At 70.5% G+C, this 14652-nt stretch carries 17 protein-coding genes and 1 riboswitch; of the genes, 7 read left to right on the top strand and 10 right to left on the bottom strand.

Annotation, left to right across the window (positions count from 1 at the left end; translation table 11 throughout):
- Positions 1-112: 112 nt before the first annotated feature.
- Together ABZ911_RS24500 and ABZ911_RS24505 are read right to left on the bottom strand one after the other, a co-directional pair.
- Positions 113-1132 carry a hemolysin family protein gene (locus tag ABZ911_RS24500; RefSeq protein WP_358060066.1) on the bottom strand — a complete coding sequence of 340 codons (1020 nt, stop codon included), beginning with the start codon at positions 1130-1132 and terminating at the stop codon, positions 113-115.
- Entirely contained in the window at positions 1129-2478 is a 1350-nt protein-coding gene (locus tag ABZ911_RS24505; protein WP_358060069.1) for a hemolysin family protein, read from the bottom strand. Before ABZ911_RS24505 ends, ABZ911_RS24500 begins: the two co-directional genes overlap by 4 nt.
- A gap of 255 nt (positions 2479-2733) precedes the next feature.
- On the opposite strand from ABZ911_RS24505, the gene ABZ911_RS24510 reads away from it, so the two are divergent.
- The gene (locus ABZ911_RS24510) at positions 2734-3975 is read left to right on the top strand and encodes an LCP family protein (RefSeq protein ID WP_358060072.1); all 1242 of its coding nucleotides are present in this window, start codon (positions 2734-2736) and stop codon (positions 3973-3975) included.
- Here ABZ911_RS24510 and ABZ911_RS24515 read toward each other — a convergent pair.
- Positions 3972-4628: a GPP34 family phosphoprotein gene (locus tag ABZ911_RS24515; protein WP_358060075.1), complete on the bottom strand. Its 657-nt coding sequence runs from the start codon at positions 4626-4628 to the stop codon at positions 3972-3974. The genes ABZ911_RS24510 and ABZ911_RS24515 overlap by 4 nt on opposite strands.
- 87 nt (positions 4629-4715) lie before the next feature.
- On the opposite strand from ABZ911_RS24515, the gene ABZ911_RS24520 reads away from it, so the two are divergent.
- The gene (locus tag ABZ911_RS24520; RefSeq protein WP_358060078.1) at positions 4716-5039 is read left to right on the top strand and encodes a rhodanese-like domain-containing protein; all 324 of its coding nucleotides are present in this window, start codon (positions 4716-4718) and stop codon (positions 5037-5039) included.
- 3 nt (positions 5040-5042) lie between these two features.
- Here the strand turns inward: ABZ911_RS24520 and ABZ911_RS24525 are convergent, their stop codons facing one another.
- Together ABZ911_RS24525 and ABZ911_RS24530 are read right to left on the bottom strand one after the other, a co-directional pair.
- Complete coding sequence (locus tag ABZ911_RS24525; RefSeq protein WP_358060081.1) at positions 5043-5921, bottom strand: DNA-formamidopyrimidine glycosylase family protein; 879 nt, start codon at positions 5919-5921, stop codon at positions 5043-5045.
- A 48-nt stretch (positions 5922-5969) separates the two neighbouring features.
- Entirely contained in the window at positions 5970-6575 is a 606-nt protein-coding gene (locus ABZ911_RS24530) for a transcriptional regulator (protein WP_358060084.1), read from the bottom strand.
- 73 nt (positions 6576-6648) lie between these two features.
- A riboswitch (TPP riboswitch) is annotated at positions 6649-6782 on the top strand.
- On the opposite strand from ABZ911_RS24530, the gene ABZ911_RS24535 reads away from it, so the two are divergent.
- Positions 6773-8122: a cytosine permease gene (locus tag ABZ911_RS24535; protein WP_358060087.1), complete on the top strand. Its 1350-nt coding sequence runs from the start codon at positions 6773-6775 to the stop codon at positions 8120-8122. Its footprint overlaps the riboswitch before it by 10 nt.
- Positions 8123-8129: 7 nt before the next feature.
- Here the strand turns inward: ABZ911_RS24535 and ABZ911_RS24540 are convergent, their stop codons facing one another.
- Entirely contained in the window at positions 8130-8690 is a 561-nt protein-coding gene (locus tag ABZ911_RS24540; RefSeq protein ID WP_358060090.1) for a methylated-DNA--[protein]-cysteine S-methyltransferase, read from the bottom strand.
- Between the two features lie 115 nt (positions 8691-8805).
- Between ABZ911_RS24540 and ABZ911_RS24545 the strand changes: the two genes are divergently transcribed.
- Both ABZ911_RS24545 and ABZ911_RS24550 read left to right on the top strand, forming a co-directional pair.
- On the top strand, positions 8806-10653 hold the full coding sequence (locus ABZ911_RS24545; protein WP_358060405.1) for a PAS domain S-box protein: 1848 nt from the start codon (positions 8806-8808) through the stop codon (positions 10651-10653).
- Between the two features lie 142 nt (positions 10654-10795).
- Positions 10796-11227, top strand: a complete 432-nt coding sequence (locus tag ABZ911_RS24550) for an ATP-binding protein (RefSeq protein ID WP_358060093.1) — start codon at positions 10796-10798, stop codon at positions 11225-11227.
- Here ABZ911_RS24550 and yidC read toward each other — a convergent pair.
- The 3 genes from yidC to ABZ911_RS24565 all read right to left on the bottom strand — a co-directional run bounded on the left by yidC (position 11211) and on the right by ABZ911_RS24565 (position 12350).
- Positions 11211-11867, bottom strand: coding sequence for a membrane protein insertase YidC (gene yidC / locus ABZ911_RS24555; RefSeq protein ID WP_358060096.1), 657 nt, complete (start codon positions 11865-11867; stop codon positions 11211-11213). The two genes, ABZ911_RS24550 and yidC, sit on opposite strands and share 17 nt — an antisense overlap.
- A 67-nt stretch (positions 11868-11934) precedes the next feature.
- Complete coding sequence (locus tag ABZ911_RS24560) at positions 11935-12180, bottom strand: DUF6412 domain-containing protein (protein WP_358060099.1); 246 nt, start codon at positions 12178-12180, stop codon at positions 11935-11937.
- Positions 12180-12350: a hypothetical protein gene (locus tag ABZ911_RS24565; protein ID WP_358060102.1), complete on the bottom strand. Its 171-nt coding sequence runs from the start codon at positions 12348-12350 to the stop codon at positions 12180-12182. The genes ABZ911_RS24560 and ABZ911_RS24565 overlap by 1 nt, the downstream gene beginning before the upstream one ends.
- A gap of 113 nt (positions 12351-12463) precedes the next feature.
- Between ABZ911_RS24565 and ABZ911_RS24570 the strand changes: the two genes are divergently transcribed.
- Together ABZ911_RS24570 and ABZ911_RS24575 are read left to right on the top strand one after the other, a co-directional pair.
- Positions 12464-13153: a response regulator transcription factor gene (locus tag ABZ911_RS24570; protein WP_358060105.1), complete on the top strand. Its 690-nt coding sequence runs from the start codon at positions 12464-12466 to the stop codon at positions 13151-13153.
- On the top strand, positions 13150-14235 hold the full coding sequence (locus ABZ911_RS24575) for a HAMP domain-containing sensor histidine kinase (RefSeq protein WP_358060108.1): 1086 nt from the start codon (positions 13150-13152) through the stop codon (positions 14233-14235). The genes ABZ911_RS24570 and ABZ911_RS24575 overlap by 4 nt, the downstream gene beginning before the upstream one ends.
- Here the strand turns inward: ABZ911_RS24575 and ABZ911_RS24580 are convergent.
- Entirely contained in the window at positions 14232-14645 is a 414-nt protein-coding gene (locus tag ABZ911_RS24580) for a hypothetical protein (RefSeq protein WP_358060111.1), read from the bottom strand. The genes ABZ911_RS24575 and ABZ911_RS24580 overlap by 4 nt on opposite strands.
- Positions 14646-14652 lie beyond the last annotated feature (7 nt).

Genomic DNA, 14652 nt, shown 5'->3' on the forward strand with positions numbered 1-14652 from the left:
CACTTTATGGGGGCTTGCGCGCCGCCGTGTGGTTACGCCCAGAGCTGAGAGGATCGTGACCTATCGCACACGGCGGGCGCGGTCCCACCCGGGAACCGCGCCCGCGGGTGCGTCAGGCCGCCCGGGTGTCGAGCAGCTCGCCCAGCAGGTCGCTGAGGCTCACCATGCCGATGACCGACTGGTCGGCGGCGCTGACCAGCCCCAGGTGCGCCCTGGCCTCCTGCAGGGCCGTCACGGCCTCGGGCACCTGCGTGACGCAGGGCAGCCGGGGCAGTGGCCTGGCCAGCTGGCCGGCCGTGCGCTCGGGGCTCAGCAGCGCGTCGCGGGCGTGCAGCACGCCCAGGACGTCGTCCGGCGTGCCGACGAGCAGCCGCAGGTGGCCGCTGGCGGCCGCGGCCGCCTTGATCCGCCTGGAGTCCGCGTCGGCGGGCACCATCACGACCTTGGCGAGCGGGACCATCAGCCGCTCGATGCCCTCGGCCTGCAGCCGCAGCGCCCGGGTGAGCAGGTCGTGCTCCTCGCGGTCGAGCAGGCCCATCCGGCCCGACTCGCCCACCAGCATGGCGAGCTGGCGCGGCGTCCTGGTCGTCGCCAGCTCGTCCCGCGCCTGTACGCCGAAGGCCCGCAGGATCAGGTTCGTCAGCCCGTTGAGCGCCCCCAGCAGCGGCCGCATCAGCCAGGTGAAGCCCCTGAACGGCACCGTCAGCACCATCGCGGCCAGCTCCGGATGGGTCAGCGCCCACGACTTGGGCGCCATCTCACCGACGACCATGTGCAGGAACGTCACCAGCGCGAGCGCGATGGCCAGCGAGATCGGCACCTGCAGCGAGTCCGGCACGCCCAAGGCACCGAAGAGCGGCGCCAGCGAGTGCTCGATCGCGGGTTCCGTCACCATGCCCAGGCCGAGCGTGCACAGCGTGATGCCGAGCTGCGCGCCGGCCAGCATCAGGGAGAGCTGCCGGCTGCCGCCGACGGCCGACTTGACCACGAACCTGGTCAGCCTGCCGCCGCCGGTCGCGAGCTCTTCGAGTCGGTGCCGTTTGGCCGAGACGAAGGCGAACTCCGCGGCCACGAACAGCGCGTTGAAGCCCAGCAGCGCGAGGCTGAGGGCGAGCAGGGCCATCGGGCTCATCGGGACGCTCCCACGGTCTGGGCGGCCGGGGCGAGCCGTACCCACTCGGGGACGCGGCGGTGCAGGGACAGGACCGTGAGCACCGCCTGGCGCTCCTGCTCGTCGTCGGCGAAGGGGTTGGCGTCGGGGGTCAGCTCCACGGTGACCGTGTCGCCCGGTTCCGGCATCCGGCCCAGCCTGGCCAGGACCAGCCCGGCCAGCGTGTCGTAGTCGTCGCTCTCCGGGAGGGAGATGCCGGTGGCCCGCTCGACCTCGTCGAGCCTGAGCGCGCCGGGGACGTCCCAGACGCCGTCGGGGTGCCTCAGCGGGCCGTCGGGCTCGGGGTCGTTCTCGTCGATGAGCTCGCCGACCAGTTCCTCAGCCAGGTCCTCGACGGTGATCACACCGGCTAGCCCGCCGTACTCGTCGATCACGCAGACGATGTCGTCCTTGGTCGCCCGCATCCGCTCCAGCACCAGCGGCAGCGGCAGCGAGTCGGGGACGAGCAGCGCAGGTCGGGTGATCGGGCCGATCGAGCCGTCGTCGACACCGGCGGTGAGCAGCTCGCGCACCCCGGTCACGCCCACGACGTCGCCGTCCGCGGCCAGCACGGGGTAGCGGGAGTGGCCGCACGCGCGAATCGTCTCGATGAGGGCGGACACCGGCTGGTCCTCGCGGAGCGCGACCACGCGCGGTCGCGGTACCATGATCTCCTCCGCGTTGCGGTCGCCGAACTCCAGCGCCCGCTCCAGCAATTCTGACAGTCGTGGCGGCAGTTCGCCCGCCTCGGTCGACTCGGCGATGATCCGGGAGAGTTCCTCGGGGGTGGCGCCGTGCTCGACCTCCTCGACGGGCTCGACGCCGATCTTGCGCAGCAGGCCGGTGGCGGCCGCGTCGAACAGCCTGATGACGGGCCCGGCGACGGCCAGGTACACCAGCGTCGAGCGGGCCAGGAATTTGGCCACCACCTCGGGCCTGGCGATGCCGAGGTTCTTGGGGGCCAGTTCGCCGAAGACCATCTGGATGACGGTCGCGACGATCACTCCGATGGCGATGGACACACCGGTGATGAGCCCGCCGGACAATCCGGCGGCTTCGAGCCAGGGACGCACAAGGGTCGCGATCGCCGGTTCGGCGATGAAGCCGACGAGCAGTGCCGTGACAGTGATGCCGAGCTGGGCCCCGGAGAGCATGAACGAGAGCCTGGAGGTGACTTGCAATGCCTTCTCGGCTGCCATGTCGCCGGCGGCGGCCTGCTCGCGCAGAATTCCCCGGTCGACGGCGACGAAAGCGAACTCCTGGGCGACGAAGTATCCCGTCGCCACGGTGAGGAGTATGAGGGCCAGGAGGCCGAGATAAGCGCTCACCGCGATGTGCTCCCGCGGCGGTCAGAGATACCCGTGCGCACGCACGGGCGGCTACTCCATGGGTCCGGAGTGGACACTGTCGTCCCTTCTATCGAAAGTGGTTCCTAGAACCGTAACGACCCAGGTGGCATCAGATGTTTCCGAAGAGCCTGGGAACCCGCTGTGAGTACTTTTCCGTGGGAATTCCTTGATGAGTTGTCTGCACTGATGAGGGGTTGGACGTAGCGTCTATGGCAACCGAGGGGGACAGGAACAGTGTCTGAGGACGAACGCACCAGGGCCATGCGCTCGCCTGGCGACGGGCGTCCGCTGCCCGGGAGACCGGACGACGGGCCGCGCTCGGGCGGCGCGCCCGCCCACCAGATCCCCGGCACGGCCAAGTACGAACAGCCGCGCCCACCCCAGGAACCCCAGGCCAGATCCAAGGTGTACGGCAAGGCCAGGTCAGGCAAGAGCCCGGTCCGGCCGCTGGGCGGAGGCGGACCGCCCGCCCAGGGAGGCGAGCGCCGCCCGCGATTCGGCGGCGGCGGCCCGCGCAAGCGGCCCTCGTGGCGCACCATCCTCAAGATCGTCGCCGGGCTGCTGATCGCCCTGCTCGTCCTCAGCGTGGCCGGGTTCTTCTGGATCGACTCGCGCATCCAGGGCATCGACGGCGTCCTCGACGACTACGAGGGCAGGCCCGACGACACCCCCGGCACCAACTGGCTGCTCGTCGGCTCCGACAGCCGCAAGGGCCTGTCCGCGGCCCAGCGCCGCAAGCTCGCCACCGGCAAGGCCGTCGGCCAGCGCACCGACTCGATGATGCTGCTGCACATCCCCTCCGGCGGCGACAGGCCGACGCTGGTCAGCCTGCCCCGCGACTCCGCCGTCACCATCCCCGGCCAGGGCCGCAACAAGCTCAACGCCGCGTACGCCATCGGTGGCCCCAGGCTGCTGGCCCGTACCGTCGAGAACGTCACCGGCATCCGCGTCGACAACTACATGGAGATCGGGTTCGCCGGGTTCGTCGACATCGTGGACGCGGTCGGCGGGGTCGAGATCAACGTCTCGCAGAACATCAACGACCCCAAGGCCGGGCTCAAGCTCAAGAAGGGGCGCCAGATCCTCACCGGCGGGCAGGCACTCGGCTATGTGCGTACCCGCAAGGGCGGCGCGCTGCCCGACTTCGAGCGCACCAAGCGGCAGCGGCAGTTCCTCGGCGCGGTCGTGAAAAAGGCGGCCAGTCCCGGGGTGCTGATCAACCCGTTCACGTCGATCCCGCTGGCGATGAGCGCCACCGACTCGGTCACCACCGACACCTCGACCGGCGCGTTCGACCTGCTCTCGCTCGGCCTGGCGATGGGCGGCAGCCCGGTCACCACGGTCGTGCCGTTCGGCGGGAACGAGATCGCGGGCGGCGGGACGGCGGTCAAGTGGGACACCGCGAAGGCGACCCGGCTGTTCAACGCGCTCAAGGAGGACAAGCCGGTGCCCCAGGACGTGCTGGACAAGGGTTAGCTGGATCCGGCGACGGCTCCGCTGATCGCCGCGGTGGTGGCGGCGGTCATGATGACGGCGTTGATCGAGGCGATGGTCTTGGCCACCGCCTCGCCCGCCCAGGCGCCCTCGGTGATCTCCTTGACGCGTTCCTTGCTCGCGCCGGGAAAGGCCTTGCGGTCGAGCTTGGCGGCGTGCAGGACGGCGATGAGCACCGCCGTGCGCTCGTCGGGGTCGGCGCCGCCGAGCGCGCTCGCCACTCGCTCGCGCACCTCGGCCTCCACCTGGCCGTCGGCCTCCGGCCAGCGGTTGACGGGGAAGATGCCCATGACCTTGCCGCGCTCGTGGGTGAGCACCCCGCTCTCGGCGAGTCTGGTGAGCAGGCGGTCGCGCAGCTTGCTCGAGTGGAGTTTGTAGACCCACCATTCGGGCTTGCGGTCCCTGCCCTGGTCGGCGATGCGGGCGAGGGTCGCGTCCAGCTCCGGGTCGCCGAGCGGGGCCGGGTCGGTGACGACGACCTTCTTCGCGGACAGTTCGAGCCTGCCGCTCAGCGCCAGTTCGGCGAGGACGGCGCCGCCGAGCGCCGCGTTCAGCTCGTTGGAGCCGATGAGCTGCTTGCCTTCGTCCTCGCTGTGCGCGAGCAGGAGTACCTCTTCGGCGATCGTCACGGTCATGCCCCGACCCTACGTCGTCAAGGCTTCGTCAGCACGCCTCCCTGAAGTAGGTGCCCGACACTCTCCCTGGCCTGGGAGAATGGAGGCATGACGGTTCCTGAGATCGAGGCCCACGACGTCCCCGCCGACGGCTACCTGCTCGACGTGCGCGAGCAGGACGAATGGGTGGCGGGCCACGCCCCCGAGGCCGTGCACATCCCGCTGGGCCAGCTCCAGGCGCGAGTCGACGAGGTTCCGGCCGAGCAGACCGTCTACGTGGTCTGCCGGGTCGGCGGCCGGTCCGCGCAGGCGGCCGCCTGGCTCAACCACATCGGCCGCACCGCGGTGAACGTCGGCGGCGGCATGCAGTCCTGGCAGTTCGCCCAGCGGCCCATGGTGAGCGAGTCCGGGCAGCCCCCGTTCGTGGCCTGAGCCCTATTTGAGCAGTTTGGACAGGCGGCGGTCGGCCAGCGGTTTGCCGCCGGTCTGACAGGTCGGGCAGTACTGCAGGGAGGAATCGGCGAACGACACCTCCCTGATCGTGTCCCCGCACACGTCGCACGGCTGCCCCGCGCGGTTGTGCACCCGAAGGCCCGACTTCTTCTCCGACTTCAGATCCTTGGCCGCCACCCCGCGGGCCCGCTCGACCGCGTCCCGCAGCGTGCCGACGATCGCCTCGTGCAGGTCGGCGACCTGCGCGTCGGTCAACGAGGAAGCGATCTTGAACGGCGACATCCGCGCCGCGTGCAGCACCTCGTCCGAGTAGGCGTTCCCGATCCCGGCGATGACCTTCTGGTCCCGCAGCAGCCCCTTGATCTGGCTACGGCTCCCGCCCACGATCGCCTTCAGCGCGTCCACGGTGAAGGAGTCGGCGAGCGGGTCGGGCCCGAGGGCGGCGATGCCCGGGAGCTGGGCGGGATCCCGGGTGACGTAGACGGCCAGGCGCTTCTGGGTGCCCGCCTCGGTCAGCTCGAAGCCCGGGGCCAGGCCGTCGTCGTCGGGCGCCAGCCGTACCCGGACTGCGAGGGGGCCCTTGCCGGGGCGGACCGGTTTGGCGGTGGACAGGTCGTCGCGCCAGCGCAGCCAGCCCGCCCTGGCGAGGTGGGTGACGAAGTGCAGGCCGTCGCAGTCGAGGTCGAGGAACTTGCCGTGCCTCGACACGGCGGTCACGGTCAGCCCGGCGAGGGCGGTGGCGGGCGGGTCGAACGTCTTCAGCGCCTGGAAGGCGACCACGTCGACGCCCGCGATCGTACGGCCCACCGCCCGCTCACGCAGGAACTCGGCGAGCGACTCCACTTCGGGAAGCTCCGGCATGCCACCAGCGTACGGTCACAAAAGTTGTCCACAGGCTGTGGACAACTTTCAGGGGACGTCCCAGAACGCGAGCTCGTGTGCCATCCCCTCGGTGAACAGCGCCTTGGCCCGGTCCGGGTCGGGTGCCGCCTCGTCGATCATCTCGGCGATCCGTTCGGTGAGCGCGGCGAATCCGGGATCGGCGTAGGTGTCGACCCAGGCCCGGTACCTCGGCTCGGCGGGCGGGTCGGCGGCCAGCATCGCGCCCAGCCTGGAGTAGCCCCACATGCAGGGGTACAACGCCGCGAGCCCCTCGGCGTACGAGGCCGCCGAGGAGAGCAGGAACCCGGTGTACGCCTCGCAGGCCGGCCCCTTCTTCGCCCCCTCCAGGTCCGCCCCGAACTCGGCGGACAGGGTCCGGTGCAGGTCCAGTTCGTCGTGGAAGGTCGTGTGGGCCAGATCGACGAGGTCGCCCAGATGCTTCGCCGGCGCCTGCCACGCCAACCTGGCGAAGACTCGCACGTAGTCGTGCAGGAACAGGTAGTCCTGCTCCAGCCACGACCTGAACACCGGCTCGGCCAGGTCCCCCCTGCCGATCCCCGCCACCGTGGGGTGGGCGAGCTGCGCCTCCACCAGAGGCAGCCCGATCGCATGCAGTTCCGCAGATATCGCCATGACACCCAACCCTGGCATCTCACCCCTGTGGGTTGCGGACGGGGGGCTTGATGACATAATCCGGGACGAAAACTACACAACCCGCGGGAGCTCGGGCGAAGACCGGGCTGAGAGGGCGGATCCACGCCGAGGGAGACCTCGAACGCGCCGCCGACCGCATGAACCTGTCCGGGTAATGCCGGCGTAGGGAGCGTGTGATGACGCCTGTCGTCGATGAGACCAAACGTGCGGAAGCCCCCCTCACCCTTGACGAGCCGGCGCCCAGAACGCTGGGCGTCCTCGACCAGGGGGCCTTCTGGGCCAACCTCGCGGTCAGCCTGCTCGGTTTCTCCTTCGCGCTGTTTCTGATCAACCCCCTTCTCGACGACGACCCGCTGTCCATGACCGCCGCTGTCACCGCCACGGTCGTCGGCAGCCTCATCGGCACCGCCATGGTCGGCCTGGCCGCCATCCCCGGCGCCCAGACGGGGCAGCCCGCGATGGTGCTGCTGCGCGGCCTGTTCGGGGCGAAACTGTCGTACGTCCCGACCGTGCTGAACATCATCCAGATGGTCGGCTGGGGCGCGTTCGAGCTCTGGGTGATCGCCAGTGGCGCCCAGGCCATCTTCGGCACGGCGGTGCCGTACGCGGTCTGGGTGATCGTCGCGGGGGTGATCACCATGGCGTTCACGATCTACCCGCTCGGGGCGATCCGGCTGATCCGCAGGGTCGTCACGGTCGGTGTGATCATCTCCACGATCTGGTTCGCGGTGGTGCTCCTGCGGGAGGCGCCCGCGCAGACGGGCGGGACCTGGCACGCCTTCGCGCCCGCCGTCGACTTCGTGATCGCCCTGTCGGTGTCGTGGGTGCCGATGGCCGCCGACTTCGCCAGGCACTCGCGCTCCAGCAAGGCGGCCTTCGCCGGCGTCGTCGGCGGGTACACGATCGCCCAGGTGGCCTGCCTGGCGATCGGCGTGTACGCGGTGGCCATCGCCGGTCACCAGGCGGTGCTGGCGGACCCGACCGCGGTCTTCGCGCCGTTCGTGGCGGCGCCGCTCGGCGCGCTGTTCTTCGGCATCCTGGTGCTCAGGGAGACCGACCAGTCGTTCGCGAACGTGTACTCGGTCACCATGTCCCTGCAGAACCTGATGCCCCGGGTGGACCGGCGGATCTTCTCGGTCGCCATCAGCGTGCTCATCACGGCCGTCGCGCTGGTCGTGGACGTCAACTCCTACAGCGCCTTCCTCAGCATCATCGGCGCGGTGTTCGTCCCGATGCTGGGCGTCCTGGCCGTGGACTACTTCCTGCTCGGCCGGGGCGCGAACTGGAACACCGCGCGCGACGCCCCCTCCCGCTGGCTGATGACCGTGCCGTGGGCGCTGGGCTTCGTCACCTGGTGGCTGCTGGCCGCACCCTCGACGGTGTCGTGGTGGGCCGCGATCTGGAACGGCGTGCGCGAGGCCGTCGGCTTCACCCCGCAGCCGTGGATGAGCGCCGCGCTGGGCGCCTTCCTGGTTTCGGGCCTGCTCACCCTGGCCATCGGCACCCTCAAGCGCCGCACCGCGTAGCGGAGGGTCAGCGAGCGCCCTCGACGCGCAGCAGGCGTTCCTTGGCGGCCGCGCCACCCGCGTAGCCGCCGAGGCCGCCGTCCTCCTGCGCGATGCGGTGACAGGGCACGAACACGCAGACGGGGTTCTCGCTCAGCGCGTTGCCCACGGCACGCAACGCCTGCGGCCGGCCGATGCGCTCGGCGAGCTCGCGGTAGGTGGTGGCCTGGCCGTACGGCACGGCCATCATCATCTGCAGCACTGTGCGCCCGAACGATGTGGTGAGCTGCAGGTCGACCGGCGTGGTGAAGGCGCGCAGGCGGCGCGAGAAGTAGGCGTCGAGCTCCCGGCGGACCGGGTCGAGCCGCCGCGAGTCGGGGCCGATGGAGCTGCCCACCCGCTCGGCGATCCGCTCGAACACGGTGTGCTCGTCGTCGAAGCTGCAGGCCAGCACACCTCGGCCGGTGACCGCGAGGACGAGCGTGCCGAGGGCTCCCTCGTAGGTGCCGAAGGCGATGTCGGGCGGCCCCTCACCCCGGTAATGGGGTGACGTCACCCGCAGCAGGGCATCGAGGTCGCCGGTTGACATAACCTCACCCTTTTCGCGTACGGGGATCCCTGTGTTCGCAGCGTATCGGACGGATCGGCCTGCGGAGGGAGCACACCACCGGCACTATGGAGGTGTGGGTGACGAGAGGGCCGGCATGGACGACGGGATGGCCCGTGCCGTGCTGGACAGCTCACCCAACGCCGTCATCGCCCTCGACCGGGACCAGACGGTGCTCGTCTGGAACCCGGCGGCCGAGCGCCTGTTCGGCTGGACCGCCGCCGAGCTCGTGGGCCGCCGGGCGCCGATCGTGCCGGGCGAGCTGACCGCCGAGCACAACGCGGTGCTGGAGCGGGTGCGCACCGGCGGGCAGGTCTCGCTGAACACCAAACGGTTCCGCCGGGACGGCACGGTCCTCGACGTCAGGGTGGACACCAGCGCGCTGATCCAGGGCTCGTCGGTGACCGGGTACGTCCAGGTGCACCACCTCATCCAGGACGACCAGGCGGCCAGGGATCGGGGGGCGCGCCGGGCGCGTCTGGTGCGGCGGCTCACCGACGTGGTCGGCGACATCAACGCCGAGTTGGAGCTGCACACGGTGCTGGACCGCATCGCGGCCAGTCTCACCGAGCTGACCGGCGCCGACGCGGGCGGGTTCGTGCTCATCGAGGGCGAGCGGCTGCGGCTGGTCGGCGCGCACCAGCTACCGGAGTCCCTGCGCGAGGCGACCGCCGACCTGCGGACCAGCCTGGTGGGCAAGCTGCTGCGGACGGGCAAGACGGTGATGCTGGAGTCGCACGGGCTCGGCGACCTGATCTGGGCCGAACTGCCGGGGTTGCACACGATCGCGCTGGGCCTGGCGGCGGTGGGCGGCCGGCCGTACGGCGCGCTCTACGCGCTGTTCGCCAAGCGCAAGCCCGGACATGTCGAGCTGGAGCTGCTGGAGCTGCTGGCGGGGCATGCGGGGATCGCGGCCGGGAACGCCGTGGCGTACCAGGACGTGCTGCGTCAGCGGACGCACGAGCGGGCGGTGTTCGACGCCAGCGCGGACGGCATCGCGGTGCTCGACGGGCCCGGCAGGGTCATCCAGTGGAACCCGGCGGCGGGCGAGCTCACCGGGTTCGGCGCCGACGACGTGATCGGCCGGCCGCCGCCGTTCCCGCTGCCGCCGCCGGGCGAGAAGCTCACCTTCCAACTGGAGACGGGCCGGTGGCTCGACGTGGTCAGCGCCGAGATCAGGCAGACCGGCGAGGTGGTCGTCGACTTCCGCGACGTCACCACGGCCAAGGAGCTGGAGGAGGCCAAGGATCTCTTCCTGGCCACCACCAGCCACGAGCTGCGCACCCCGATCACGGTGGTGCGCGGGTTCGCCAGCACGCTGGACGCCCGCTGGGACAGCCTGGCCGACGACGAGCGGCGCTCCGCGGTGCACACGATCGCCGAGCGGGCCAGGTCGCTGGGCCTGCTGATGGATCACCTGTTACTCGGCGCACGGGCGGGAGCGGACGAGCTGGCCGTGCGGATCGAGTCGTTCGACCTGGCCGACCGCGTCCGCGCCGCGACGCTCGGCCTGCCGGAGCTGTCCGACAGGCACCAGGTCGAGGTGGTGATCCCCAAGGGCCTCCCGCACGTGCTGGGTGACGCGCTGGCCACCGACATCGTGCTCGGCCAGCTTCTGGAGAACGCGTTCAAGTACTCGCCCGACGGTGGCCTGATCAGTGTCGAGGCGTGGGCCGAGGAGAACAAGGTGGTCGTGGTGGTCGACGACGAGGGGCTGGGCATCGCCCCCTCCGACCGTGATCGTGTCTTCGAGCGGTTCGTCCAGGTGGACAGCGGCGACCGCCGCAGATTCGGCGGTGTGGGGCTCGGTCTCTACATCGTCCGCAGCCTCGCGAGGGCCCAGGGCGGCGAGGTGAGCGCGCATCCGAGGCCCGGTGGCGGGACCCGGATGAGGCTCGCGCTGGAAGCTGTCTCCACTATCGAATCCGACACACCGACGCGGTAACGAGGGAGTCACGGATGAGCTGATCTATCGTCCAATGTGTACAAGCTGTGATCGTGCCCCGGTTTCTGGGACTGAGTAACGGGGCATTTCGGTCGTACCGGGGTGTGTTCCCTCGGGGGGAACTGGGAGCGGGGAGGTGGGTGTGTCGAGCGTGGTGCTGTTGCCGTACGCACCGTCCAGCGTCGCCGTCGCACGCCAGCGTCTCTGCACTGACCTGCAGAAGTCGGGGGTCTACGACGGCGCGATCGACGATGCTGTCCTGGTGGTGAGCGAGCTGTTGAGCAACGCCTTGCGACACGCCCATCCGCTGCCGTCCGGCATGGTCAGGGTCGCCTGGATGTGGAGCGACGACCATGTGGAGGTGGCGGTGAGTGACGGCGGAGCGGCTACCGAGCCGCGCGCCGGGCGTCCCACCCTGTCCTCGCTCGGCGGGCGTGGGCTCGGCATCGTCGAGTACGTCGCGGAGAGCTGGGGAGTCCGGCACGACGGGGAGCAGACCACGGTGTGGGCTGTGCTCCCCGCCCCGCACGGATCAGTCAATGGCCAAGTTGCGGCCCTCAGAGAGGCTGGATAGCGACGGGCCGAAACAACAGGGCCCGTTCGACCAGGGTCCAGGTCGTCGATACCAGCAGGTAGAGTCCGGCCGCCAACGGCAGCACCAAGGCGGCCGCGACCGCCCCGAACGACATCAGCGGAAGGATCTTCCGCATCAGCTCCGGCTGTTCGGCCGGCATCGTCTTCCTGGTCCGGTGCCACGACAGCAGCGCGACGACCGCGATCGCCGCGACGAGCACCACGAACACCAGCATCGGACCGCTGATCAGCCCATACTTGGCGATCATGCCCGCCATCTGCTGCCCGAGCGGCGCGCCGAACAGATCATGGCCCACCAGCGCGGTCGGATGCGTGGCCACCTGGTACATCAGCCACATGAACGGCACCTGCGCCAACCCCGGCAGGACGCCCGCGAACTGCGAACTGCCCTCCTTGGCGTACAGCGCGCCGACCTCCTTGTGCAGCCGCTGCGGATCGCGCTTGTGCCGCTTCTGCAACTGGCGCACCTTCGGCGCGAGCCGCTCGCGCACCTTCGCGCTGCGCGCCTGCCGCAACACGAACGGCAGCAGCAGCGTGCGTACCGCGAGCGTGAACAGGACGATGGCCACCGCGGTCCCCCCGCTGCCCAGCGGGTCGGCCAGACCGGTGATGAACGTCACCAGAGAATCGATCATTGAGCCCTTCAATCGAGACGACGGGATCAGGGCTCGCCTCGACGAGCCCCGCCTAACCGGAGGCGGGGCTCAGGGATGGGGCACGTGGACGCGGCCTCCCGGCGGCGTCCGGATCACGCTGGCGCTGGAAGGCCGTCCTGCGCGCGTAGACCAGCGGGTACCGCGGCGCCTCGCCCTCGACGGCGAGACTCAACCGGCAGGCCCAGGCGGCGAGCAGCAGCACGCCGAGCCCGGTCATGGCGGTCACCGCGACGACCCCCGCGGGGTTGGCCAGCATGGCCAGCGCGAACTCGAACATCAGTGGGAGGACGTCTTACCCACCACGGTGACCACGACGAAGACCACCACGGCGATGACGCCGATGAGCAGCGCCAGCTTCAGCAGCCCGAACACCATCGGGATGATGAACGTGAACAGCACGAAGAGCGCCAGCAAGGCACCCGCGACGAGCATCACCATACGACCCATAGGGCCCACGCTACGTCCTGCGGGCGCCCGCCGCGATGTTTCCGGGCGAATCGGTCTTACGAAGCGATGACGCGGGGTGCCGGATCACCGGGGCCGCGCCGTACCGTGAGCGAATGAGCACCCGCATCCTGGTGGTCGAGGACGATCCGACCGTCGCCGAGGTCGTGGCGCGCTATCTGGAGCGCGACGGGCACCAGGTCGAGTGCGTCGGCGACGGCGCCGAGGCGCTGCGCAGGGCGCTGGCGAACCCGCCCGACCTGATGATCCTCGACCTGATGCTGCCCAAGATCGACGGGCTGCAGGTGTGCCGGAAGCTGCGCGAGCGCTGGCCGGTCCCGGTGATCATGCTGACCGCGCTCGGCGAGGAGATCGACCGGGTCGTCGGGCTGGAGACCGGCGCCGACGACTACGTGACCAAGCCGTTCAGCCCCAGGGAACTGGCCCTGCGGGTGCGGTCCGTGCTGCGCCGGGCCGGCGGCGCGTCCGTCGTCGCGGGCACCGGCGTGCTGCGCGACGGCGACCTGGTGGTGGACGTCGGCGCGCACGAGGTACGGCGGCGCGGCGAGGAGATCATGCTCACCGCGCGCGAGTTCGACCTGCTCGCCTACCTCATGCGCAACCCCCGGCAGGCCTTCAGCCGCACCGCGCTGCTCGACCAGGTCTGGGGCTGGTCCTTCGGCGACTCCTCGACCGTCACCGTGCACGTACGGCGGCTGCGCGAGAAGGTCGAACCCGACCCGACCGAGCCGCGCAGGATCGTCACCGTCTGGGGTGTCGGCTACCGCTACGAGCCGCTGGCGTGAACCTGCTCAAGATCATCGCTGTCACGGCCGGGCTCGGCACCCTGGTCGCGGCGGCGGGCCTCGCGATCATGTGGCGGCTGCGCGGCAGGTCCATCGGCGTGATGATGGCCGTCGTGGCGGCCGTCGCGGTGGTGGCCACGCTGGCCGGGGTCGTCGCGATCACCCTCCGCATGCTCATCGAGGGCGAGGCCAGGGACCTCGTGCTCAGCGTCGTCGCGGTGGGCGGGCTGGTCGGCCTCGGGGTCGCGTTCATCCTCGGCCGCCGGGTCGTGGCCGCGAGCAGGCGCCTGGTCGACGCGGTACGCACGCCAGGGGATTTCACCGCGCCCCAGGGACTGCCCGCCGAGCTCCAGACCATCGCCAACACCCTGGAGGAGTCGTTCGCCAGGGAACGGGCGCTGGAGGGCGCGCGGCGCGAACTCGTCGCCTGGGTGAGCCACGACCTGCGCACCCCGCTGGCCGGCATGCGGGCCATGGCCGAGGCGCTGGAGGACGGCGTGGTCACCGACCGCGAGACCGTGCTGCGCTATCACACCCAGATCCGGCTGGAGGTCGAACGCCTGTCCGGCCTGGTCGACGACCTCTTCGAGCTGTCCCGCATCCACGCGGGCGCGCTCCGGCTGTCGCGCTCCAGGATCGGCCTGGCCGACCTGGTCGCCGACACCATGGCCGGAGCCGAAGCACTGGCCAGAGCCAAAGGGGTACGGCTGAGCGCCGAGGCGGGCGAGGTCGTGCCCGTCGAAGCCGACGCGGGCGCGCTCGGCAGGGCGTTGCGCAACCTCGTGGTCAACGCCATCAGGCACACGCCAACCGATGGCACGGTGCTGCTGCGCGCCGCCGTACACGTAGGCATGGCCTGTCTGTCGGTCGCCGACTGCTGCGGCGGCATACCGGAGGCGGACCTGCCACGGGTCTTCGAGGTGGCGTTCACCGGTGAGTCGGCGCGCACCCCGACCGGGGAAGGGGGAGCCGGACTCGGGCTGGCCATCGCGCAGGGCATCGTCGAAGCGCACCAGGGCCTGATCGGCGTGGTCAACGAAGGCCCCGGCTGCCGCTTCGAGATCCGGCTCCCGCTGTCCTAACCCGTCATGTCACGCACCATGTGCAGCGGCGGCTCCGCCCGGCCCATGCCGAACGAGTCCGTCATCGCCCGGAACGTGGGACACGGCCAGCGCCACATGCAGCTCCGGCAGCGCAGGATCGGATGCGCGGTGTCGCTCGTGATCCCTCCCGCGTCGCGCGGCTGGTGCAGATCGAGCAGCCTCAGCCCGAGCTCGGTGAAGGTGAGCAACTGGTCGCGAGCGCCCTCCAGGAAGTCGAGGTCCTCGCCCGCGAGCCTGGTACGCACGGGGACATAACCCTCGTGGTTCATCAGGCCGCGCAGGCGGCCCGCCTCGTCCTGCCATGAGGCCGCCTTCTGGGTGCGGATCAGCATGGCTTCCAGCCGCTCGCGCAACTGTTGCCGCTGAGGGTCGTCATGTTCCTTGGTCATCTTTGCT

The organism is Nonomuraea sp. NPDC046570 (assembly GCF_040645915.1).
Lineage (GTDB): Bacteria > Actinomycetota > Actinomycetes > Streptosporangiales > Streptosporangiaceae > Nonomuraea.